General features: G+C 69.7%; 21 protein-coding genes. 11 read left to right on the plus strand and 10 right to left on the minus strand.

Translation table 11 applies throughout. The annotated features are described in order from the left end of the window. Positions 1–21 precede the first annotated feature (21 nt). A complete protein-coding gene (locus ACLFA2_RS10385; protein ID WP_136024658.1) occupies positions 22–666 on the plus strand; it encodes a TetR/AcrR family transcriptional regulator in 645 nt (214 codons plus the stop codon). 61 nt (positions 667–727) lie between these two features. Here the strand turns inward: ACLFA2_RS10385 and ACLFA2_RS10390 are convergent, their stop codons facing one another. Next, positions 728–1,471 carry a helix-turn-helix domain-containing protein gene (locus tag ACLFA2_RS10390; protein WP_167255239.1) on the minus strand — a complete coding sequence of 248 codons (744 nt, stop codon included), beginning with the start codon at positions 1,469–1,471 and terminating at the stop codon, positions 728–730. Positions 1,472–1,590: 119 nt separating this feature from the next. Between ACLFA2_RS10390 and ACLFA2_RS10395 the strand changes: the two genes are divergently transcribed. Further along, the gene (locus ACLFA2_RS10395; RefSeq protein ID WP_426621249.1) at positions 1,591–2,202 is read left to right on the plus strand and encodes a MarR family winged helix-turn-helix transcriptional regulator; all 612 of its coding nucleotides are present in this window, start codon (positions 1,591–1,593) and stop codon (positions 2,200–2,202) included. Between the two features lie 32 nt (positions 2,203–2,234). Here the strand turns inward: ACLFA2_RS10395 and ACLFA2_RS10400 are convergent, their stop codons facing one another. The 3 genes from ACLFA2_RS10400 to ACLFA2_RS10410 all read right to left on the minus strand — a co-directional run bounded on the left by ACLFA2_RS10400 (position 2,235) and on the right by ACLFA2_RS10410 (position 5,657). Further along, positions 2,235–3,152 (minus strand): cation diffusion facilitator family transporter, encoded by a 918-nt coding sequence (locus ACLFA2_RS10400; RefSeq protein WP_021201672.1) that lies wholly within the window; start codon positions 3,150–3,152, stop codon positions 2,235–2,237. A 35-nt stretch (positions 3,153–3,187) separates the two neighbouring features. Next, the gene (locus tag ACLFA2_RS10405; protein ID WP_136024655.1) at positions 3,188–4,594 is read right to left on the minus strand and encodes an MFS transporter; all 1,407 of its coding nucleotides are present in this window, start codon (positions 4,592–4,594) and stop codon (positions 3,188–3,190) included. Positions 4,595–4,748: 154 nt separating this feature from the next. Continuing rightward, the gene (locus ACLFA2_RS10410) at positions 4,749–5,657 is read right to left on the minus strand and encodes an Lrp/AsnC family transcriptional regulator (RefSeq protein WP_235045260.1); all 909 of its coding nucleotides are present in this window, start codon (positions 5,655–5,657) and stop codon (positions 4,749–4,751) included. A 211-nt stretch (positions 5,658–5,868) separates the two neighbouring features. Here ACLFA2_RS10410 and ACLFA2_RS10415 point away from each other — a divergent pair, with 211 nt between their 5' ends. From ACLFA2_RS10415 to speB, 4 genes are read left to right on the plus strand one after another with little or no spacing between them, the layout of a single operon-like run. Continuing rightward, the gene (locus tag ACLFA2_RS10415; RefSeq protein WP_113681436.1) at positions 5,869–7,206 is read left to right on the plus strand and encodes an MFS transporter; all 1,338 of its coding nucleotides are present in this window, start codon (positions 5,869–5,871) and stop codon (positions 7,204–7,206) included. Positions 7,207–7,265: 59 nt separating this feature from the next. Next, positions 7,266–8,933: an amidohydrolase gene (locus tag ACLFA2_RS10420; protein WP_426621250.1), complete on the plus strand. Its 1,668-nt coding sequence runs from the start codon at positions 7,266–7,268 to the stop codon at positions 8,931–8,933. Between the two features lie 10 nt (positions 8,934–8,943). Then, positions 8,944–10,560, plus strand: a complete 1,617-nt coding sequence (locus tag ACLFA2_RS10425; protein WP_426621251.1) for a thiamine pyrophosphate-binding protein — start codon at positions 8,944–8,946, stop codon at positions 10,558–10,560. Positions 10,561–10,604: 44 nt separating this feature from the next. Next, entirely contained in the window at positions 10,605–11,552 is a 948-nt protein-coding gene (gene speB / locus ACLFA2_RS10430) for an agmatinase (protein WP_347123847.1), read from the plus strand. Positions 11,553–11,828: 276 nt separating this feature from the next. On the opposite strand, the gene ACLFA2_RS10435 is transcribed toward speB, so the two are convergent. Continuing rightward, complete coding sequence (locus ACLFA2_RS10435; RefSeq protein ID WP_426621252.1) at positions 11,829–12,749, minus strand: serine protein kinase RIO; 921 nt, start codon at positions 12,747–12,749, stop codon at positions 11,829–11,831. A 304-nt stretch (positions 12,750–13,053) separates the two neighbouring features. Here ACLFA2_RS10435 and ACLFA2_RS10440 point away from each other — a divergent pair, with 304 nt between their 5' ends. After that, positions 13,054–14,250 (plus strand): MFS transporter, encoded by a 1,197-nt coding sequence (locus tag ACLFA2_RS10440; RefSeq protein ID WP_426621253.1) that lies wholly within the window; start codon positions 13,054–13,056, stop codon positions 14,248–14,250. 31 nt (positions 14,251–14,281) lie between these two features. Here the strand turns inward: ACLFA2_RS10440 and ACLFA2_RS10445 are convergent, their stop codons facing one another. Continuing rightward, positions 14,282–15,199 (minus strand): helix-turn-helix domain-containing protein, encoded by a 918-nt coding sequence (locus ACLFA2_RS10445; RefSeq protein WP_426621254.1) that lies wholly within the window; start codon positions 15,197–15,199, stop codon positions 14,282–14,284. 117 nt (positions 15,200–15,316) lie between these two features. On the opposite strand from ACLFA2_RS10445, the gene ACLFA2_RS10450 reads away from it, so the two are divergent. After that, a complete protein-coding gene (locus tag ACLFA2_RS10450; RefSeq protein WP_426621255.1) occupies positions 15,317–15,778 on the plus strand; it encodes a DUF3817 domain-containing protein in 462 nt (153 codons plus the stop codon). Positions 15,779–15,883: 105 nt separating this feature from the next. Next, a complete protein-coding gene (locus ACLFA2_RS10455) occupies positions 15,884–16,264 on the plus strand; it encodes a YybH family protein (protein ID WP_426621256.1) in 381 nt (126 codons plus the stop codon). Positions 16,265–16,298: 34 nt separating this feature from the next. On the opposite strand, the gene ACLFA2_RS10460 is transcribed toward ACLFA2_RS10455, so the two are convergent. The 4 genes from ACLFA2_RS10460 to ACLFA2_RS10475 all read right to left on the minus strand — a co-directional run bounded on the left by ACLFA2_RS10460 (position 16,299) and on the right by ACLFA2_RS10475 (position 19,564). Then, a complete protein-coding gene (locus ACLFA2_RS10460; protein WP_426621257.1) occupies positions 16,299–16,703 on the minus strand; it encodes an RNA polymerase sigma factor in 405 nt (134 codons plus the stop codon). 239 nt (positions 16,704–16,942) lie between these two features. Beyond that, complete coding sequence (locus ACLFA2_RS10465) at positions 16,943–17,602, minus strand: hypothetical protein (protein ID WP_029259356.1); 660 nt, start codon at positions 17,600–17,602, stop codon at positions 16,943–16,945. Positions 17,603–17,674: 72 nt separating this feature from the next. Further along, on the minus strand, positions 17,675–18,625 hold the full coding sequence (locus tag ACLFA2_RS10470) for an NAD(P)/FAD-dependent oxidoreductase (RefSeq protein WP_029264782.1): 951 nt from the start codon (positions 18,623–18,625) through the stop codon (positions 17,675–17,677). A gap of 138 nt (positions 18,626–18,763) precedes the next feature. Further along, positions 18,764–19,564, minus strand: coding sequence for a MerR family transcriptional regulator (locus ACLFA2_RS10475; RefSeq protein ID WP_426621258.1), 801 nt, complete (start codon positions 19,562–19,564; stop codon positions 18,764–18,766). A gap of 95 nt (positions 19,565–19,659) precedes the next feature. Here ACLFA2_RS10475 and ACLFA2_RS10480 point away from each other — a divergent pair, with 95 nt between their 5' ends. Next, on the plus strand, positions 19,660–20,409 hold the full coding sequence (locus ACLFA2_RS10480; protein WP_347123841.1) for a phosphotransferase: 750 nt from the start codon (positions 19,660–19,662) through the stop codon (positions 20,407–20,409). Positions 20,410–20,521: 112 nt separating this feature from the next. Beyond that, positions 20,522–21,820: a DUF222 domain-containing protein gene (locus ACLFA2_RS10485; protein ID WP_426621259.1), complete on the plus strand. Its 1,299-nt coding sequence runs from the start codon at positions 20,522–20,524 to the stop codon at positions 21,818–21,820. The last annotated feature ends 143 nt before the right edge of the window (positions 21,821–21,963 follow it).

Here is a 21,963-nt window from a genome sequence, read left to right on the forward strand (position 1 = left end):
GATCGTTCGTATACTAGGCGGATGGTGGAGAGTGCGGTCGTGGACGGGCGGAGAGCCCGCGGCGATGCGTCGCGACGTATCGTGCTGCAGAGCGCGACCGACCTCGCGTCGGTCGAGGGCCTCGACGGGCTGACGATCGGCCGCCTCGCCGAAGCCTCGGGGTCGAGCAAGAGCAGCATCGCCACGCTCTTCCAGAGCAAAGAGGGACTGCAGCTGGCGACGGTCGCCGCTGCCCGCGAGATCTTCACGGCCCGGATCGTCGAGCCGGCGCGCGCATACCCCCGCGGGGTGCACCGTCTCGCCGCGCTGCTGCGCAACTCGCTGACGTACTCGAAGGACCGTGTCTTCACCGGCGGGTGCTTCTTCGCCGCGACCGCCGCCGACGTCGACTCGAAATCCGGACCGGTGAGCGATGCCGTACGCGCGGCGCTGGTCGACTGGTACGGCTATGTCGAGGCGCAGCTGCGTCACGCGGCGGACGCGGGCGAGGTCGATGCCGACCCCGAGGTGCTCGCGTTCGAGCTGGTCGCCCTGAATGAAGAGGCCAACTCGCGCTCACTGCTGTTGGACGACGCGCGACCGTATGCGCTCGCCGCCGCGGCGATGCGTGCCCGGCTGCGCGCGGCGGGTGCCGACGAGTCGGCCATCGCTCTGCTCGAGCTCTGAGGACGCGAAACGCCCCACCCGATGGGTCGGGTGAGGCGCTTCGCGGACGTTCTTCTCGCGGTCAGGCGTCGCGACCGCGGGTGAAGCCCGCGTCGAATCCGCGCTCGAACGCGTGCTGAGCGATGCGCTCCGCACGGTGCGGACCGTGTCCGCGGTGTCCGTGGTCGCCGTGGTCGCCGTGGTCGCCGTGACCCGGGTGTCCGTGTCCGCGACCGCGGTGACCGGCGCCGGGCTCGCCGTGGCGGCATCCGTGCTCGGCATCCGCATCCGCGCCGAAGCCGTGTCCGGGGCCGAATCCGCGCCCGAACGGGCGTCCGAATCCGCGCGGGAAACCGCGTCCGTGGCGCGGGCCGCCGAAGCCGTGTCGGCGTCCGCGGGGGAGAGGGGTCTCCTCGTCCCATCCGAATGCGCGGGCGATCTTCTCGAGCGACGCCAGCGTGGTGGCCATCTCCTCGGGGGAGACGGCATCGCTGACCTTCGCGCGGATCTCGTCGACGATGGCGCCGAGGCGTTCCTTCGCTGCGCGGCCGTCGTCGGTGAGCGTCCAGCCGTCTCCCTCGGGGGAGACCCAGCCGCGCTCGACGAGTCTGTGCATCTTGTGGCCGCTCAGCGGACGGTCGGATGCGACGGTGCCGTCGACGATGTTGAGGAGGCGCCAGTCGCGACGACTCGCATGCTCGCTGTCGAAGGCGGTGGCGAACTCGGCCGCCATGAGGCGGTCGGCGGCCTTCAGCCAGTAGCCGAAGGGGCGGTCGGTGTTCTCGGGGCCCTGTGCGGGCCCGTTCTGTGATTCAGAGGTGTTCATGGGAAGTCCTTTTTGTCGGTGTCGATTTGATGTCAGTGTGCATGTGTATGTCACAGTGCATGTACATGTAGTGTGACATGAACTCTCAATGCATGTCAAGTCGCATGTAAAATCGAATGGTGACCACCGAATCGAACGACGCCGCACCGGATCCCGCCGAAGCCATCGCGCAGGCGTTGTCCCGCCTGCGTGGTCGGCGACCCGGCGAGCGGGGTCCCGGGGGAAGAGGAGCGGACGGCCGCGGTCGCGGTCACGGCGGCCCCCACGGCTGGCACGGCGGCCCGCACGGTGACCGTGACGGTGGGCACGACGGCGACGACCCCCACGAACACTTCGCGCATCACCGCGGCCACCCGCGGATGCCTCCGTGGATGGCCGACCCGTCCGGTCGGCTCGGCGGCCCGGCCCGCATGCGCATGCTGGAGGCGCTGGCCGCGGCATCCGCCCCGCTGAGCGTGAGCGACCTCGGTGCGGCGATCGGCGTCGACCAGCCGCGCGCTTCCCGCCTGGTGCAGCAGGGCGTGGAGCGAGGGTTCGTGCGCCGTGAGGCCGACCCCGACGACGCACGTCGCACGCGCATCGCCCTGACCGACGAGGGCCGACGTCTCGCCCGCGGCATGCGGGGGGAGCGTCGCGAGATGCTGACGACCGCGCTCACCTCGTTCACCGACGACGAGCGCATCGAGCTCGCCCGACTGCTGAACAAGCTCGCCGACAACTGGCAGCGCTGAGCGCAGGGCTCGGCCTGCGCTGCGGGGTCTGCCTAAGCCGAAGCGAACTCCGCCGACGGCTCGTCGTCGACCGACAGCGACAGCACAGCGGTCTCGACGGCTTCGTGCTCCTCGATCCGCTGTTCCAGATCACGCAGTCGCCGCGCCACATCGTGCTCACGCGCATCGCCGGCCAGGTCGACCTCGGCGACGATGAAGAGGCGGTTCGGCCCCACGTATTCGATGTGCAGGTAGGTCACCCGCTCGATCTGCGGCAGGCCGAGCAGCGCCTTCCCCACACGCGCCCTCAGCTCGGGTGCGGCCGTCGCGCCCACGAGGAACGCGATGTTCCGGCGGATGAGGATGATCGCCACCACGCCGAGGAGCACACCGACCAGGATCGAGCCGATGGCATCCCAGGCGGCGACGCCGGTGATCTGGTGCAGGAGGATGGCGCCTCCTGCCAGGACCAGGCCGATGAGCGCCGCCGAATCCTCGAAGAACACGGCTCGCAGCGTGGTGTCGCTCGTCTCCAACACGAAGTCCCAGGTCGACGAACCGCGCTCCTTCGCGAGTCGGCGGGACTTCACCATCGCCTGGGTGAACGACGCACCCTCGAGCATGAACGAGATCCCCAGCACGATGTAGGCCACCATCGGGCTCTCCACCGGACCGGTGTCGGAGAGCTCCTGGATGCCGTGCATGATCGACACGATCGATCCGGCCGTGAAGATCCCGAACGCGGCGATCAACGACCATACGAACGCGTTGCGCCCGTAGCCGAGCGGATGCCGCGCATCCTTCGCCTTCGCCCCACGGCGGTCGGCGATGAGGAGGAACACCTCGTTCCCCGCGTCCGCCCATGAGTGCGCCGCCTCGGCGACCATCGATGCCGACGAGGTGATGATCGCGGCGACGGTCTTCGCCACCGCGACGAGGATGTTGGCGAGGAAGGCGAGGAACACGGTCACGCGGTCAGGCTACTCCCGCCGCGCGACACGGGTCGTCAGCGCGGCGCTTTCACCGGCAGCAGGAGCAGGAAGCCCGCGATCAGGACGATCACGATGCCGAGGATGCCGAACGCCGTCTGGGCGGTGAGCACGATCAGGAGCGTCCACGCGCCGGAGGCCATCCAGCTCGCGGCCCGACCGGTCGTGGCGTACAGCCCGAAGATCTCACCCTCGCGTCCGGCCGGGGTGACCCTCGCGAGGAAGGAGCGGGCGGAGGCCTGTGCGGGACCGACGAAGGCGCAGAGGATGAGTCCGCCGATCCAGAAGACGATGGTCCCGCCGTCGCGCAGGAAGAACACGCCGAGACCGGCGACCACCATCGAGCCGAGCGACAGCAGGATGATCCGCTTGGGGCCGAACCGGTCGTCGAAGCGTCCGGCGATGATCGTGGAGATGCCCGCGATGAGGTTGGCGGCGATGCCGAAGATCACGATGTCGAGGAAGGCGAAGTGGAAGACCGTCGACCCGATCACGGCGCCGAACGCGAAGACGCCGCCCAACCCATCGCGGAACACGGCGCTCGCGAGCAGGAACCAGAACGTCGGCCGCGTCTCGGGGGAGCGGTAGAGGCCGATGACGTCCTTGACCAGCAGGCCGTAGGAGGCGAAGAAGCCGACCTTGCGCTCGGGGCGGCCGAGGGAGGGCTCCGGCACGTTCAAGAAGATCGGGATGCTGAACACGATCGCCCAGACCGCGCAGCCGACCGCGATGATGCGGAACGGCAGTCCGCCGTCGGAGGGGAGGCCGAACCAGTCCATCATGTAGAAGACGATCACGATGACCAGGGCGATGATGCCGCCGAGGTAGCCGAACCCCCAGCCGAGTCCCGAGATGCGCCCCACGGTCTTGGGGTTCGCGATGCCGATCAGCATGGCATTCGAGTTGACCGCCGCGATCTCGCCGAACACCGAGCCGGCCGAGATCAGTGCCACGCCGAGCCAGAAGAGCGTGGGGGTGGGCTCGACGAACCAGAGCCCGAACATGCACAGGATGAGCGCGCCCGTGCCTATGCCGAGCCAGAGCTTCTGCCGTCCCGCCGCGTCGGCGCGCTGACCGAGCACCGGTGCGAGGAGCAGGATCGCGAAGGCCGCGATGGTGGAGCCGAGTCCCAGGCCTGAGGTGAGATCGGCGATGGCCGCCTCGTGCGCCCGGCTGTTCGGGTCGAGGGCGGCGACGTCGGCGGGGAGGAATGCGTCGGTCGTCAGGTACAGCGCCGTGAAGATGAACGTCAGGATGACGGTGTTGAAGGGCTGCGTCGCCCAATCCCACAGCGCCCAGGAGTAGACCTGCTTCTTCGGTGCCGGCGTCTCGCCGCGCAGGTCGAGGCCGACGACGGCCACGGCGCCGCTGTTCGCGGTCGCCACGGGTTCGGGCACGGCGCCGTGCCCCTCGGTTTCGCTCATTCTCGAAGTCTGGCGGCCCCCGGTGAACGCTCGGTGACGGCGCGCCGCACTGATATTCGGGGTCACGCTCGTTCCGGTCGCAGCTCCCGCCGCGCGAATGCGCCGGAGGCGGCAGCAACTGCGACCGGAACGGAGGGACGGTGGGGAATGCGACTCAGTCCGTGCGGAGAGGGCGCAACGTGCGGGCGTAGTCCTCCTTGAGCACGGCGAGGTGCAGCCAGGCCTCGATGCGCGTGACTCCCGGCAGCGCGCGCAGACGCTCCAGACTGGCGTACAGGGCTCCGGCCGATGGCTCGACGAGCGTGGCCACGGCGTCGAAACGGCCGAGGGTGCGCGCGGCGAAATCCACACCGCGCCCGCGTCGCAGCTCGTCGATCACGGCTTCGTCGTCGTCGCCGAGCGTCATGCCGACGCCCATCGACAGCTGCCGGTGCGCGAGCCCGCGAGCCTCCACCGCGCTGATCTTGATCACCCCGGCGTCGATCATCCGCTGCACCCTCGTCGCGACGGCCGAGGGGGAGAGGCGCACCTCGTCGCCCAGCGCGCGGAAGCTCTTGCGCCCATCGGCCTGCAGCTGTTCGATCAGCGCCTCGTCGATCGTGTCGAGCGTGACCCCGCCGTGGTACTCCGAGACGAAGAAGCCCTTGATCACGGTCGAGTAGATGATCGTGCTGATATCGAGGACGCCGTCGATCGCGCGGATCAGGGCCAACAGGTCGTGCAGCTCCGACATCGAGCCGACGCGCACCTCGGTGACCACGTCGTGCGCCCCGCCCACCGCCGACACCAGCACGGTCTCGCTCATGTCGCGCAGGTGCTCGGCCACGAGTTCGACCGACCCGTCGGTGCGGATCGACACGTGGGCGAGCACGTGCTGGCCGAGGAAGACCGGGTCGACGGCGGCCACGACCCGCACGGTGCGGTCGGCGAGCATCGTGCGCAGCCGGGCGGCGACCGCGGCCCGGGACTGCCCGAGCCGTTGCGCGAGCGAGAGGATGCTGGCGCGGCCGTCTTCCTGCAGTGCGCGGATGAGTTCGGCGTCGAAATCCATGGTTCCGCTCATTTCGTCAGTTTCCCGCGATCGCACGCTTCGTCGTGCGCAAGTTCAGTGTAGGAGGCAGGCTTGCCATCGGGAAGGCGTGCATTGTGCGGATGCACGATCATATATCCAGTGAATCCCCGTTATCGCTGGAGTTCTGCCCTTGCTGGCAGCGCTGCACGTCCGTAGCATCCTTCGCTATCCGACATCTTCCGCAAAGGAGCGGGCACCCCCCATGACCACTACCCCCACCAGCGGCACCCACAGCCGGGCGCGCCGCGCCGGCATCGCCGCCTTCGTCGGTACCACCATCGAGTGGTACGACTTCTACGTCTACGCGACCGCCGCGGCGCTCGTCTTCGGTCCGCTGTTCTTCCCGAGCGGCGACCGACTGGCCGAGACCGCAGCAGCCTTCGCGACCTTCGCTGTCGCCTTCCTCGTCCGCCCGCTCGGTGGCATCATCTTCGGGCACATCGGCGACAAGCTCGGCCGGCGCACGTCGCTCGTGATCACGCTGCTGATGATGGGCGCGGCCACGGTGCTCGTGGGCTGCCTGCCCACGTACGAGAACATCGGCATCCTCGCCCCGATCCTCCTCATCCTGCTCCGTGCGGTGCAGGGCCTCGCCGTCGGCGGCGAGTGGGGCGGGGCGGTGCTCATGAGCGTCGAGCACGCCCCCGAGAAGTCCAAGACCTTCTACGGCGGCTTCACGCAGCTCGGCAACCCGGCCGGTGCCCTTCTCGCCTCGGGCATCTTCGCGATCATGACCCGCATGGGCGACGACTTCATCATCAACGGAGGCTGGCGCATCCCGTTCCTGCTGTCGATCGTGCTGGTCGGCGTCGGCTTCTGGGTGCGCTACCGCGTCGAGGAGACGCCGGTCTTCGAGGCGAAGGTCGAGGGACGCAAGCAGTCGATGCCGCTGGCCTTCGCCCTGCGCACCAACTGGCGTCCGATCCTGCTCGGCATCGGCATCCTGCCGATCTCGACCGGCGGCTACTACCTGGCCACCACCTTCGCCACGGCCTACGCCACCGGCGACACGGTCGCGATCAGTGAGCAGGTCATCCTCGACGCCATGACGATCGCCTCCTTCGTGGAGTTCGTCGTTACCCTCCCCGTCGCCTGGCTGGGCGACAAGTGGGGCCGCAAGAACGTCATGTACATCGGCCTGATCACCTCGGTGCTCACGTTCGTGCCGTTCCTGCTGATCCTGCCCGGACGCATCGAGCCGCTCATCTTCCTGTTCGCCTCGTTGGTGCGCATCGCGATGAGCGCGACCTATGCGCCGATCGCCGCACTGCTCTCGCAGATGTTCCGTCCGCAGGCCCGCTACACCTCGATCGCGCTGTCGTACGGCGTGGGCGCGGCTGTCTGGGCCGGCTTCTCGCCCTGGTTCGCGACGCAGCTCATCGCCTGGACCGGCAGCATCTGGTCGGTGATCGCGATGTTCATCGGCATGGCGCTCATCGCCGGGATCTGCACGCGGCTCGCGCCGCAGCACTCCGACGAGGCACCCGTGACGGCGTCCTTCACCGCACGCACGGACACGACGGCGAACCGCCTGCCCTGACGGCGCACCGACCCCGACGACGTCCCCTCCCGCACGCCACGACCGCGAACAGGTTCCCCATGAGAAAGCTCACCCCCTTCGACCGCTCGGCCCAGACGGCACCCGTCCTGCTGACCGCGCACGCGATCCACACGGCGGATGCCGCGGCCACCACCGCCACGGCGATGCTGACCGATCGCGGGCGGATCCTCGCGATCGGCACCCTCGCCGACTGCGAGGCCGCGGCCGAGCGGGGTGGGCTCTCTCCGGAGCGCATCGACCTCGGTGACGGGGTCGTGGTCCCCGGCTTCGTCGACGCCCACGCGCATCCGCTCATGTTCGGGCAGATGATGAGCTGGGTCGACTGCGGGCCCGAGAAGGCCGGCAGCATCCCCGAGATCGTGGCCCTGCTGAAGGCCGCGGCTGCCGACCTGCCCGCGGGGCGCCCGGTGCGCGGCTACGGCTACGAGCAGCGCAACCTCGCCGAGAAGCGGCATCCCACCCGCTTCGAGCTCGACGAGGTCGCCGCCGACCGCGAGGTGTACCTCATGAACGCCTCCGGCCACGGTGGGGTCGTGAACTCGCACACCCTCACGATCAACGGCGTCGACCGCGACACCCCGAACCCCGACGGCGGTGAGTTCTTCCGCGATGCCGAGGGCGAGCTGACCGGCGAGCTGTCGGATGCCGCGTGCAACATCCTCACCGGAGTGCACGGCGTGAAGATCGGCCACCACGGTCCGAACTTCCACCTCGCCGACGAGCCCGAGGAGCACCTGCGCCAGTTGGATGCCGCGACCCAGCGGTTCCTCGCCGGCGGGGTCACCTCGATCGGCGACGCCCAGGTCACGCGCCGCGAGTTCGACATGTACCTGCGACTCGCCGAGGCCGGGCGCCTGGAGCTGCGGGTGTCGATGTACCTGCTCTCGCACCTGCTCGACGAGGCGCTCGAGATGGGGCTCGTCGGGCAGTTCGGCAACGCGCACCTGAGCTTCGCCGGCATCAAGTTCTATGCCGACGGCACGCTCGGTGGCTGGACCGCGTACTTCCCCGACGGCTACGTCGGCGACCCGTGCCGTACCGGGCAGCTCTACCACGAGCCCGCCGAGTACGCGGGGCTCATCAGCAGAGCGCACGCCGCGGGGCTGCAGACCGCCACGCACGCCCAGTCGCCTACCGCGATCGAGATGGTCGTGTCGGCGATCGAGGCCGCGCTCGCCGAGCATCCGGATGCCGACGCCCGCCACCGCATCGAGCACTGCGGCCTGCCCACGCCCGAGCAGATCGAGCGGATGGCCCTCTCCGGAATCCGTCCGGTCAACCAGACCCAGCACTACTTCAACTGGGGTGAGGGCGTGGAAGAGGCCATCGGCACCCCGGGCGAGCGCTTCAACCCGCTCGGAGAGTTCGAGCGGGCGGGTGTGCCGTTCACCATCTCGTCGGATGCTCCGGTCGCCGAGCCGATCCCGCTCGAAGCCATCCAGACCGCCGTCACCCGCGTCACCCGCCGCGGACACAAGCTCGGGCCGGACGACCTGCGGGTCTCCGCGCTCGCGGCCCTGCGCGCACACACGATCGAGGGTGCCGTATCGATCGGCCGCGAAGACGACCTGGGTTCGCTCGAAGTCGGCAAGTACGCCGACTTCGTGGTGCTCTCCGGCGACCCGCTGGTCGTGCCGGCCGAGGAGATCTCGGCGATCACGGTGCGCGAGACCTGGGTCGACGGCACGCGTCGTCACCAGGTGTGAGGATGACACGATGAGCACCGACACCACGACGGCGGAGCAGTACGCCGACACCGCAGGGCGAGCCGTGCTGGAGACGATCCGCGCCTACGGCGTGACCGCGATCTTCGGCATCCCCGGCACCCACAACCTCGAGCTCTATCGGCCGCTCGCCGACTTCGGCATCCGCGCGGTCACGAACCGCCACGAGCAGGGGTCGGGCTACGGGGCCGACGGTTGGGCGCAGCAGACCGGCCTCCCCGGCGTCGTCATCACGACCTCGGGCCCCGGCCTGCAGAACGCCATGAGTGCGATCGGCACGGCGTTCTGCGAATCACGGCCGCTCATCGTCCTCTCACCGGGGGTGCCCCTCGGTGCGGAGTTCGCCGACGTGGGCACCCTGCACGAGACGAAGGACGCCACGGCCATGGTCGGCGCGATCGCCGAGTGGTCTCGTCGCGTGACGAGCGCCGCCGAGGCGGTCGAGGCCGTCCATGATGCGTTCGCACTGTTCCGCACCGGTCGTCCCCGTCCTGTGCACATCGAGATCCCGCTCGACGTGCTGGAGGCTCCGGCCGACGTCTCCGCCGAGGCGCGGCGCCCGCGCCCGGTGCCGACCCGGGTCTCCGGGGAGCCGACCGCGCTCGCCGAGGCGGCCCGTCTGCTCGCCGACGCGAAGACCCCGGTGATCGTCGCCGGTGGGGGAGCGGTGGATGCCGCGCACGAGGTCACGACCCTTGCCGAGCGACTCGGCGCCCCGGTGCTGACCACGCTGAACGGCAAGGGTGTGGTCGATGAACGGCATGCGCTCTCGCTCGGTTCGAACCTGCGGCTCGCCGCGGCCCGTGCGGTCGCGGAGGCCGCCGACGTGCTGCTGGTGGTCGGCTCGAAGCTCGGCGAGGCCGAGCTGTGGGCGCCGCGACTCGAGGCACGCGGAACCGTGATCCGCATCGACATCTCGCCCGCGCAGCGTGACAAGAACCTCGCCGCGACCGTCGGGATCACGGGCGATGCGGCCGCCGTCCTGGAGGCGCTGCTGCCGTCCCTCTCCGCCGAGACCCGCGCGCCGCGCGACCTCACGGCCGAACGTGCGGCGATCGACGTCGAGATGCGGGAGACCGCACCCGAGACGGTCGCCCTCGCCGAGATCATCGCCGACGCCCTGCCCGACGACGCGGTCGTCGCGGGCGACTCGTCCCAGATCGTCTACATGGCGCTGGGCAGCGTGCTGCGGGCGGCCCATCCCCACTCCCTGCTCTACACCCCCACCTACGCGACCCTCGGCTACGGCCTGCCCGCGGCGATCGGCGCACGGGTCGCGCAGACCGAGCACCCGGTCGTGACCGTGATCGGCGACGGCGCCCTGATGTTCTGCGTGAACGAGCTGGTCACCGCGGTCGAGCAGCGCCTCGATGTCACGGTCGTGTGCGTCGACAACGGCGGGTATGCCGAGATCCGGCAGAACGAGGTCGATCGCGGCATGGCCCCGATCGGCGTCGACCTGGTGCAGCCGGACTGGGCGGCGCTCGCGACGGCCTTCGGAGCGACCGGCCGCCGCGTGGAACGGCGCGACGACATCGCGTCGAGCATCCGCGCCGCGATCACCGCCGGGGGCGTGCAGCTGGTGCACATCCCGCAGCATGCCCTCTGAGCCCCACTGACCCTCCAGATCACCCCGACGAACAGGAACGAGCAATGACCGAGAACGTGGGCCCCATCGACGCGTCCGTGAACCCCCGCTACTCCGGCATCGCGACCTTCGCGCGCCTGCCGCGCATCGAAGACGTGCCCCGTGCCGACATCGCGGTCGTCGGCATCCCCTTCGACTCCGGCGTCAGCTACCGGCCGGGCACGCGGTTCGGTCCTTCGCACGTGCGCGAGTCGTCGCGCCTGCTGCGGCCGTACAACCCCGCGCAGGATGTGTCGCCGTTCGCCATCGCGCAGGTCGTGGATGCCGGTGACATCCCGGTCAACCCGTTCGATCTGACCGAGGCCGTGACCGAGGTCGAGCGTGCGGCGCTGGCCCTCGGCGAGCAGGTGCAGCGCATCGTCACGATCGGCGGCGATCACACGGTGGCGCTGCCACTGTTGAGGGCGGTCGCCGCGAAGCACGGTCCGGTCGCGGTCCTGCATTTCGACGCCCACCTCGACACGTGGGACACCTACTTCGGGGCTCCCATCACGCACGGCACCCCCTTCCGCCGGGCGAGCGAGGAGGGACTGATCGACCTCACCGCCAGCTGCCACGTCGGCACCCGCGGCCCCCTGTACTCGAAGCAGGACCTCGAGGACGACGAGCGCCTGGGCTTCTCGATCGTGTCGAGCGAGTACATCGAGGAGCACGGGGTCGAGGCCGGCATCGCCCGCGTCCTGCAGCGCATCGGCGACAAGCCGCTGTACGTGTCGATCGACATCGACGTGCTCGACCCCGCTCACGCACCCGGTACCGGCACCCCGGAGGCCGGTGGGCTCACCAGTCGCGAGCTGCTGCGGATCCTGCGCGCTCTGAAATCGCAGAACATCGTCGGGGCGGACGTGGTCGAGGTCTCGCCCGCCTACGATCACGCGCAGATGACCGGCATCGCCGCGAGCCACGTGGTCTACGAGCTCGTGACGCTGCTGGCCGCCCGCCTCGCCGCCTGACGTCGCAGCTCCTGCCGCTCGCATCCGTCCCGCCGGTTCCGGCCGCGCCGCATCCGTCCCGCCGGTTCCGGCCGCGCCGCACGCGTCCCGCCGGTTCCGGTCGCAGTTCCTGCCGCGCCGCACGCGTCCCGCTGGCTCCGGTCGCAGTTCCTGCCGCGCCGCACGCCGCCGGGCGGCAACAACTGCGACCGGAACCTCCCGGATGCGGAACCTCCCGGATGCGGAACCTCCCGGATGCGACACCTCCCGGAGGCGACACCTCCCGGAGGCGACACCTCACGTGTACGACGCGGCGAGCATCTCGGCGAACAGCTCCTCGGGGTCGCACTCCACCCGGCGGCGGGTGAACCAGTCGCAGATGTTCACGCAGTCGCGGTGCAGCAGGTCGAGCCCCTGCGGGTTCGCGATGATGTCGACGATCTGTGGCAGGTCGATCACGCGCACGCGCCCCTCGTGCACGAGCAGGTTGTAGGCCGAGAGGTCGCCGTGGGTGAAGCCGGCTGCGGCGAAGATCCGCATCAGGTCGACCACCTGCGCGTAGTAGCCCTGCAGCTCGGCGCGGTCGGCGCGCACCTGGGCCAGGCGGGGCGCGGCCGTGCCGTCGGCGTCGCCGAGGAACTCCATCAGTACCTCGGTGCCGTTCACCTGCACGGGATAGGGCACCGGGGCGCCGAGCTCCCACATGCGGCAGAGGGCCTCGAACTCGGCGAAGGACCACTGCGCGGCGGCCACCTCGCGACCGTGGTCGGACTTCTTGGCGAGGGCCCGTGCATCACGGGTGTTCCGTGTGCTGCGGCCCTCGGTGTAGACGGATGACCGGTGGAAGCTGCGGTGTTCTGCGCTGCGGTAGCGCTTCGCCGCGAGCAGCGTGTGCTGCGAGGGATCGCCCGGCACCGCACGTTCGAGCAGGAACACGTCGGCCTCCTTGCCGGTCTTGAGGATGCCGCGCTCGGTGTCGAGTGCGCCCGCCGAGGTCACGACCCACTCCGGCCACGGCTCGGGGCCGCGCTCGGACGGGGTGATCGCCGGCCAGGTGGACCAGCGCTGCCCCTCGCCAGGATCGACGTCGGCGAAGGAGAGCTCGGTTTCGAGGGCGTCGAAGGCGGCGGGATCGAACGTGGTGGGATCGAACGCGGTGGAATCGAGCGGGGATGCGTCGAAGGACGCGGCTTCCGAGGAAGCGAAGAGATCAGACACGATGTGGCTCCGGGAGCAGGAGGCCACACCACGATCAGGAGCGGGCGGCCTCGAAGGGAAGATGGTCGGCGGAGAGCGCGACAAAGACGGTGTTCATGTCCTCGGCTCCTTCCGCTCGGGCTTCCCGGGCTCGTCCCGGTGCGTCGTCGAGCCTAGGGCGTTCGCGGCGGCCTTGTCCAGACCCGCGGACGTTCGCCCCGTCGGTAGTTCCGTCGAGGGTTCGGCCCGACGCGCCCGGACGAATGGTCGGGTGCCGCGGACGACCGGTCGGGCGACGCCGTCCCGATCCTGCGAACGTGGAACCATGACCACGACCGCCCCCGTTCCCACCCTGCCGTCCTCCGCAGCGTCCCGCATCCGCTACGGCGGGCTCATCGTGCTGATGCTGATGGGCTTCCTGCTGGTCACCGCCGAGTTCCTGCCCAACGGCGTGCTCACCGAGATGGCCGACGGGCTCGGGGTCACCCCGGGTCAAGCCGGACAGACCGTGACCGTGACCGCGCTGGTCGGACTCGTGGTCGCACCGACGGTCGGACTCATCTTCCCGCGCCTCGACCGCCGGTCGCTGCTGGTGTGGATGGCGCTCGCCGCCGCGGTGTCGAACCTCATCGTGGCGATCGCGCCGAATCTGATCATCGTGCTGCTGGCGCGCTTCCTGCTCGGGGCGGCGATCAGCGCGTTCTGGGCGATGTCGATCACGGTCGCCGCACGTCTCGCGGGGCCGGCGAACCTCGGCCGCGGTGTGATGTTCACCTCGGCCGGCGTCTCGCTGGCGACCGTGGCCGGCGTACCGCTGGGCGTCATGCTGAGCGAGCTCGTGGACTGGCGGATGGTCTTCGCCATCGCGGGTGTGCTGATGGTCGTGCTCGCGGTCGTCCTGCGGTTCGCGCTGCCGTCGGTGCCGGCGGAACGGGCATCGAGCCTGCGTCTGCTCGTCGACACCCTGCGCCGTCCCGGCATCGGTCTCGGCATGGTCGGGCACGTGCTCGTCGTGCTCGGGCACTTCCTCGCCTACACATACGTGCGTCTCGCGCTGGAGCGCATCCCGGAGGTCGACGCCTCGACCATCGTCGTGCTGCTCGCGCTGTTCGGCGTCGGCGGCCTGCTCGGCAACATCACGATCGGCCTCGTCATCGACCGCACGTTCGCCTTCTTCGCGGTGTTCGCGCCGCTGGTGATCGCGGTGTCGGTCATCTCGATGATCCTGTTCTCGGGGTCGATCATCGGCGTCGGCATCGTCGTGCTGGTGTGGGGCTTCTTCTTCTCGTCCTGGCTGATCGTCGCCAACACCTGGGTCGGGCACCGCATGCCCGATCGGCTCGAAGCCGGCGGCAGCCTCGTCGTGGTGGGTTTCCAGGGGGCGATCACGCTCGCGGCCGGCATCGGCGGACTGCTCGTCGACACGCTGAACGTCGAACTGGTCTACGTGATCGGCGCCATCTCGCTGCTCGCGGGCGCGGTGCTCTTCGGCGCCTCGAACCGCGTCAGCAGCAGGGGCTGAGAGGGTTCGGAATCTTTCCGGCGGGGATCCTTCAGGCGGGGACAGGAGTGCGGTTCGCGAGCCGCCAGGCGGAGGGGGTCTGCCCGGTGCGGCGTCGGAACGCCCGACTGAACCCTTCATCCGAGGCGTAGCCGAGTTCGCGGGAGACATCCGAGACGCTCCGTCCGGCGTCGAGCATCCGCTTGGCCGCGTCGACGCGAACTTCGGTCACGTAGTCGGCGGGCGAGCGACCGACGGCGCTGCGGAACCGCTCGGCGAACGTGGAGCGCGACATGGCTCCGATGCCGGCGAGGCGCTCGACCGTCCAGTCGCGGCCGGGCTCCTCGCGGATGGCGTCGACGACCCGGTCGAGGAAGGGGTCGTTCGACAGCGACGGCCAGCCCGAGGGAGCGCAGCCGTTCGCAGCCCAGGCGCGGATGACCGACAGCAGCACCGTCGTCGCCATCATGCGGCAGATGATGGGATCGCCCTGGCGGGCGGGCTTCAGGGTGTGGTCGATCACGCCCATGTTCAGGGCGAGGGCCGCGGCGGCCGGCTCCACGGTGTCGAACCCGGTGACGGTGAGGAAGGGCGGCAGCAGTGCGGGCAGCGGCGACGCCGCATCCGCGAGTTCGATATCGGCGATCATGAGGCTCGTGGTGCTCGCGGCCTCGAGGACGAACGCTGAGCGGCCGATGGTCAGGAAGGCGTCGCCCGCGACCAGCACGTCATGCCGGTTCTCCGGGGTGGAGGGGCGCGTCTTCGAGTCCGGGTCGACGTCGAGTCGGCAGCCGTCGCCGAGCGGAGGGTGCCCCAGGACTCCGCCCTCCACGACGTAGACCAGCGTGATGGCACCGGCAGGGATCGGCAGCAGCGCTCCCGCAGCGAGAGAGGCGCGCCGGCCGATGCCGACGCGGAGGTCGACGGCGCCGAGCACGTTCGAGAGCGCGTCCGCATCCACTGTCACCATGCCTTCGGCAACATCGCGAGGCGGTGAGCTATTCCACTGCCGGCGGGGTCAACCGTTCGATTGATTCGAACGAGATGTCCGGCGGATACGGTGGAGGGACGCCACCCGAGGAGTACCGTGTTCCGCACACCCGACCGTCTGTTCCGAGTTCTCGCGATCGCGGAGGCGATCACCTGGACGATCCTGATCGCCGCGATCATCGCCCGCGCCGTCGGCGCTCCGGGGATCGTGGTGACCGTGGGCGGTGGCATCCACGGGTTCGTGTTCCTGTCGTACGCGGCGACGGCGATCCTGGTCGCATTGAACCAGCGCTGGCACGTCGGCGTCGGCGTGCTCGCCGTGGCCAGTGCCATCGTCCCCTACGCGACGATCCCGATGGAGATCTGGCTGCATCGCACCGGTCGACTCACCGGCGACTGGCGCCTCGATGCGACGGACGACCCGCGGGATCGCCGCTGGTACGACCGACTGATGCGCTGGTTCCTGCAGCGGCCATGGGTGCTCGCGCTGTTGCTGGTCGTCGGCATCGTCGCGCTGTACGTCATCCTGTTGCTGGTGGGTCCGCCCGGCGGCAAGTGACCTCCGCGGTCACGGGTGTCACGTTCTCTTGACGTGACCGTCTTTCTTAACGGAGCCACATCGGCTTCGGATGCCAATCGGCATCAGAGAGAGAGGAAGTCCAGAATGACCGAACCAGTGATGGATCTCGCCACCGTCCACCTCGTCTTCATGGAGAGGTTCAATGCCGGCGACATCGATGGTCTGCTCGCCATGAATGCACCGGATGTGGTGTTCGTGCCGGTGCCGGGCGAGCCGGTCTCCGAACCGGAGGAAGTGAGGGCGGGCCTTGAGCAGTTCCTCGGGCTGGGCGGACAGATTCGGATGACTCCGCGCCACGTGTTCGTCAGCGGCGCCGTCGGACTCGTCATCTCGGACTGGGCGCTGGATGGCGCGGCACCTGACGGGTCACCGATCTCGCTTGCCGGCAGCACCAGCGATGTGGCCGTCTTCGATGAGACTCACGGGTGGCGCGTCGCGATCGACAACCCCTTCGGTACGGCCTGACTGCAGGTGAGGGGCGCCGCCGAATGGGCGCTCCTCACCCACGCAGAACGCGGCGAGCGCGCGCGAGACGCTGGCGCACGGCGATGGCGGATATCCCGAGACGGTCGGCGATCTCCGGCGCGGAGAGGCCGTACTCCGCCTGCAGAAGCAACGGTTCGCGCAGTGATCCTTGCAGATTGGAGATCGCCACGCGCACGTCCCGCAGGTGTTCCCTTGCTTCAAAGTCGTCCTCGAGATGCTGTGGGGACTCCAACACCGCCTCGTCTATGTCCGACATGAAGGGGGCGCGGATGCGGCGCCGCGCGCTGTCGATCACGACGTTGCGAGCCACCGCGTCCAACCAAGCGCAGAGAACGGCCGGTGCTGCCGAGCGCACAGAAGCGGCGGACCGCCAAGCTCGAAGGACGATGTCCTGAGCGACGTCGTCGGCCTCGTCCACGGGGACGCCCAGCGAGATGCCTCGGCGGCGCAGCCGCTTCGGCTCCGCGGTGAGCAGTGCGGAGATGCCTGCGCGAGCCGCGGTCGTTCCTGCGGTCTCTTCTTTCGTCGCCATGTCTGTGTGTGCCCTTCGCCGGCTTGATACAACGCCGACGGGCATTCGTTTACTCCCGGATTCCTGGCAGCCAGGCGGGGTCCTCCCGGCGGCACGTGACCTCCGCGGTCACGTAGCCGCTGCGGTCAAGGGGTGACCACGACCGCGTTCTCCTCGTTGATCGCGGCCATCGTCGCCTCCGCATCCGCGGCGGTGCAGTCCACGATCACCGACAAGCCCACTCCGGTCTGAGTGAATGCGCGTGCGGCCATGAGCCAGGTGCGGCTGCCGTCCACGCCCACCACCTGGCGCATCTCGACGCCCCCGCTCCCACCGGCCATATAGCTGAACTCGCCGGTGGTCGCGAGCGCGGTGACCTCGCTGGTCGGAGTCTGTAGCAGCACACCGAGGATCGCATCGGATGACGCGCTGTCGTCCCCGGCGACCACGGGCACGTCGGTCGTGTACCCCTGCCAGAACCGTGCTGTGCAGGTGCCGTCGACCGTGCCGTAGGTCCAGCCGCCGTTGCCGTCGTCGGGTGAGACCGTCTTCCACCCGTCGTCGGCCATGAGCCCGTCGCCCCATTCGATGTAGGTGTCGTCGGCGAGATCGAGGCCTTCGGCGAAGGTCAGGGTCGAACCGGGCGCCTCGTCGACGGGTGCATCGGTCTCCGTGCTCGGCGAGGTGGCGTCGGACGGCGATGTCGCGGGGATCTGCGCGTACAGGCATCCGCTCAGCGAGAGCACTCCCGTGACAGCGATCGCGGTGGCGGCCAGGCGCAGGGGGATGGAGGAGGTGCGCGTCATGCGGGCCAGCCTAGCCCCGCGCCCCGCGCCCCGCGCCCCGTCCTCGACTCCCGTGCCGTCCTCGACTCCTGCTCAGTGGGCGGTGGCGATGCCGATCGAGTCGTGCACGATCACCGCGGCGACCCGAGCGCCGGCCCCTGCCGCCACGATGAGCTGCTGCGGACCCGGTGCCGCGGCATCCCCTGCGGCATAGAGTCCCGGCACGTCGGTGCGACCGGAGCGGTCGGTGAGCAGGTGCCCGGCATCGTCCGTCGCCGGGGTGATCCCGTCGAGGAAAGCCAGCGTGGTGTCCCACTCGGGGCGCACGAAACCGCCGTCGACGCCGACCGCGGTGCCGTCGGCGAGGCGGATGGCTTCGAGCTGGCCTCGGTCGCCCACGAGCTCGGCGATGGGAGCCCGATGCACGGAGATCCCGACGGCTGCGAGGGCAGCCTCCTCGTCCGGTGTCACGGAGTCTGCGCCGTGGGTGAAGACGGCGAGGTTCTCGGTCCAACGGCCGATGAGTCGCGCGCGATCCGCGAGGTCCGCGGTCTCGCCGATGAGGGCGAGTCGGCGTCCCTGCAGCTCCCACGCATCGCAGGCGGCGCAGCTGAACAGACTCATGCCGTAGTAGCCGCGCAGGTTCGGGACATCCGGGAGCGTCTCGCGCAGACCGGTGGCCAGCAGCGTCGTGCGGGCGGTCACGGTCGCCTCGGTCTCGCGCCGTCCGATGTCCGCCGCGAACCCGCCGGCCGCGGGGCGGAGAGCGGCCACGCGGGTCCGTGATCTCACCTCGACGTTCGGGTAGGCCGCGAGCTCTGCCCTGGCGAGGCGACGCAGTTCTTGAGGCGGGATGCCGTCGCGGGTCAGGAATCCGTGCGATCGCAGCGTGGCCGCGTTGCGGGGACGATCGGCGTCGATCACGAGCACGCGCGCGAGGGCGCGGCCGAGGTTGAGCGCAGCGGAGAGGCCGGCGGGTCCGCCACCCACGACGAGCACGTCGTAGTCGGCGGGCTCGTCCGCTCTCGGTGTGAGTGATGTCATCCGCGTGGTCCTTCCGAGAAAGGGGCGGATCCATCGCTCGGCGTCCGCCGAGGCGACGCCGCCGGGCGGCCGGTAAGGCGCGCCTTACTTTCATCCTGCCACTGTTCGGCTGACCGGGTCGGTGCCCTCCGGCCCGACCTACCCGCGCCGCACGGGCTGCTGCAGTTCGGTGACCCAGTCGGACTGGTCTTCCGAGACGGCGCGCACGTAGAGCTCGCGGCAGGGGCCGTCGTGGACCAGACCGCGGGCGAAGATCTCGGTGTGGATCGCCTGCCAGCTCTCGGCGATGTGATTCATCGAGCCGAGGTGGATGCCGCACACGGCGCCCGCCGCCGCCGGGAGCTCGATGATCTCGAACCCATCCTGTGCGGGGCCGGTGTAGGCGTATCCGGCGATGACCTGCAGGCCGTCGTCGAGCGTCTCGTACTCGGCGATCGGGGTGGACAGGGAGTGCTGGTCGCCGATGATCTCCGCCACCGCGTCGAACGCGGGTCCGACCACCCCCGCGACCGCCGGCTGATCGGCGACGATCGTGCGGATAGCCGCGAGGCGGACGGCGGGGAGGGGCTTGTCGACGATCTCGATCTGAGACATGTGATTCTCTCTTTCGATGAGGTGGAGGCGCCTCTCAACGTCGACGAGTCTCTCCGCGGCGATCCGATGCTCCTGCTCGACCTCTGCGCGACGGATCCGCAGCAGGGCGGCGATGCGCTCGGCATCGACACCCCGTTCGAGGATCGTCGAGATGTCGTCGAGCCCGAAACCCAGCTGGCGCAGGGCGACGATCCGATGCAGCCGTTCCAGCTGCGAGGGATCGTAGGAGCGGTAGCCGCTGAACTCGTCCACATGGGCGGGCACGAGCAGGCCGGCGGTGTCCCAATGCCGGAGCATCCGATGGGTCACCTGGCCGACCTGCGCGAACGCTCCGATGGACAACATGTCTCAGTTCTCCCGTCTGCCACTGTGTCAGGGTCAAGTATCGCCTCGGGGGAGGGGCGGGCGCGGGTGGATGCTCGGCGCGCTACCGTCGACGGATGGGCGAAGAGGGCTTGGAGGGCGGGAACACGAGCGGGGCCGTGGTGCGCGTCGGCGACACGGTCCGAAAGCAGTGGTCGGAGGCCACCCCGAGTGTCTGCCGCTTCGTGAGGGCATTGCGGGCGGAGGGCATCGATGCCCCGGAACCGCGGGGACGGGACGACCGCGGGCGACAGGTCATCGAGTTCGTGCCAGGGCGCCTGGCGATTGCGGGGGCTCCGCTGACGGCGGCAGATCTGCGTCGCGTCGGGTCGATGATCCGCGAGATCCACGACGCCAGCGCCCGATACGTGCCGGAGCCCCACGCCGTGTGGCAGACCGCGATCCCTGCGCCCGCGGCCGACCTCATCTGCCACAACGACCTCGCCCCGTGGAACCTCGTGATCGGTGAACGCTGGGTCTTCATCGACTGGGACGCCGCTGCTCCGAGCACTCGTCTCTGGGATCTTGCGTACGCGGCACAGGCGTTCACCCTGTCCGGCGGTGACCGCGATCCGGAGAGCGCGGCTCGGGATCTCGCCGCGCTCGTGGACGGATATCGGGCGGACGAGAACGTGCGCCGTGATCTGCCTCGAGCGATGGAGGAACGGACGGCGGCGATGCTCGCGCTGCTCGAGGGGGCGCACGCGACCGGCCACGAGCCGTGGGCGTCGATGTACACGGACGGTCATGGCGATCATTGGGCGAACGCGCTGCGATATGTGCGAGCGCACCGAGCGGTGTGGGCGCGGTCGCTCGGCGGGGTGTGAGTCCGGCTCTCTTCGTGCGGACCGTGAGAGTCTCCCGACCACATTCCGGTATATCGTTTTCAGCCGCTGATCTGGGCCTTTGAATGTCGGTGGTCCCTGGTTCAGTGAAGGCATGACGGCACTGGCGGATGCGACTCTCGAGCAGGTGGGGGCGCTCGCCGCGCTCACCGAGATGCTCGTCGAGGTCGAGCGCACGATCAGCAGTCTGCAGGCCGCGCGCGACGGCATCCTCGCAGTGGGCTCGCGGCTCGCGCTCGACGTCGCCGCGCAGGCGGAGCATCCCGATCATGGGGAGACGACGGCGCGCACCGTGGCCGCGGAGTTCGCCGCTGCCCTGCGCGTGAGCGACCGCACGGTGCAGCGCCGCATGGCGGATGCGGCGTGGGTCGTGGAGCGCTTCCCGCTGGTCTGGGAAGCGCAGGGCGCCGGGCGCATCAGTGCTGCGCACGCCCGGGCCGTGTGCGAGGCCGGCGAGCACCTCGACGACCCGATGAGTCGCGATGCCTACGCGACGCAGATGATCGCCTTCGCCGAGACCGAGGCTCCGGCGCGAGTGGGCCGGATGGCACGGCGGGTGGCCGAGCGGTTCCAGGCGCGATCGATGGCGGAGCGGCACCTCGACGCGAGGGAGAAGAGGGCCGTGTGGGTGAAAGACGTCGGGGATGGGATGACGCAGCTCGGCCTGCTCGGTCCATCGGCGCTCGTCCACGGCGTCTTCCAGCGGCTCACGCAGATGGCCACAGCCGTTCGCGAGCTCGAATCCCCGGAGGTCGACGCTCACGAGCCCGAGTCTCCGGAGCCGGACCGGCGCTCCATCGCGCAACGCCGCGCCGATCTCGCCCTCGACCTGCTCCTCACGGGCGCTCCGGCCGGCCACGACGCGCACGAGGGGCTTCTCGCGGCGATCCGCGGAACGGTGTCGGTCACCGTTCCCGTCACGACGCTGATCGGAGATGATGCGACGCCGGCCGAGCTCAAGGGCCGCACCCCGATCGATCCCGCGACCGCCCGCCGTCTCGCCGGTGCGGCATCCGGGTGGGACCGGATCCTCACGCACCCGATCTCCGGAGCGCTCCTCGCAGTCGACCGCTATCGTCCCGGTGCGGAGCTGAGGCGACATCTGAGCGCCAGGGACCAGCGATGCCGATTCCCCGCGTGCGGGCACGCATCCGCCGATTGCGACATCGACCACCATCGCGATGCCGCGCTCGGGGGCTCCACCGACGAGTCGAACCTCGGCCACCTGTGCCGACGCCACCACGTGCTCAAACATCACTCGCCGTGGGCGGTCGAGTCTCTGGGGGCGGGGCTCTATGCCTGGACGAGCCCGACCGGCAAGGTCTACATCGACCGGCCACCGCCGCAGAACACGGTCACCTTCGTCGACGACCCGGTCGTGCCCCCGTTCTGAGCGAGGGGTGCCACCGGCGGGAACGTGCACGGGAGGGCCTCGGTTAAAAGTTGAGCCCGTTCATATCAAGTTCATTTGACACTCGAGCGACCTCTCGTTACACTTGAGTCATCGCGACTCAGGTTTTCCTGATCGCCGCAGAT

Source organism: Microbacterium sp. As-52 (assembly GCF_049949185.1).
GTDB lineage: Bacteria > Actinomycetota > Actinomycetes > Actinomycetales > Microbacteriaceae > Microbacterium > Microbacterium maritypicum_A.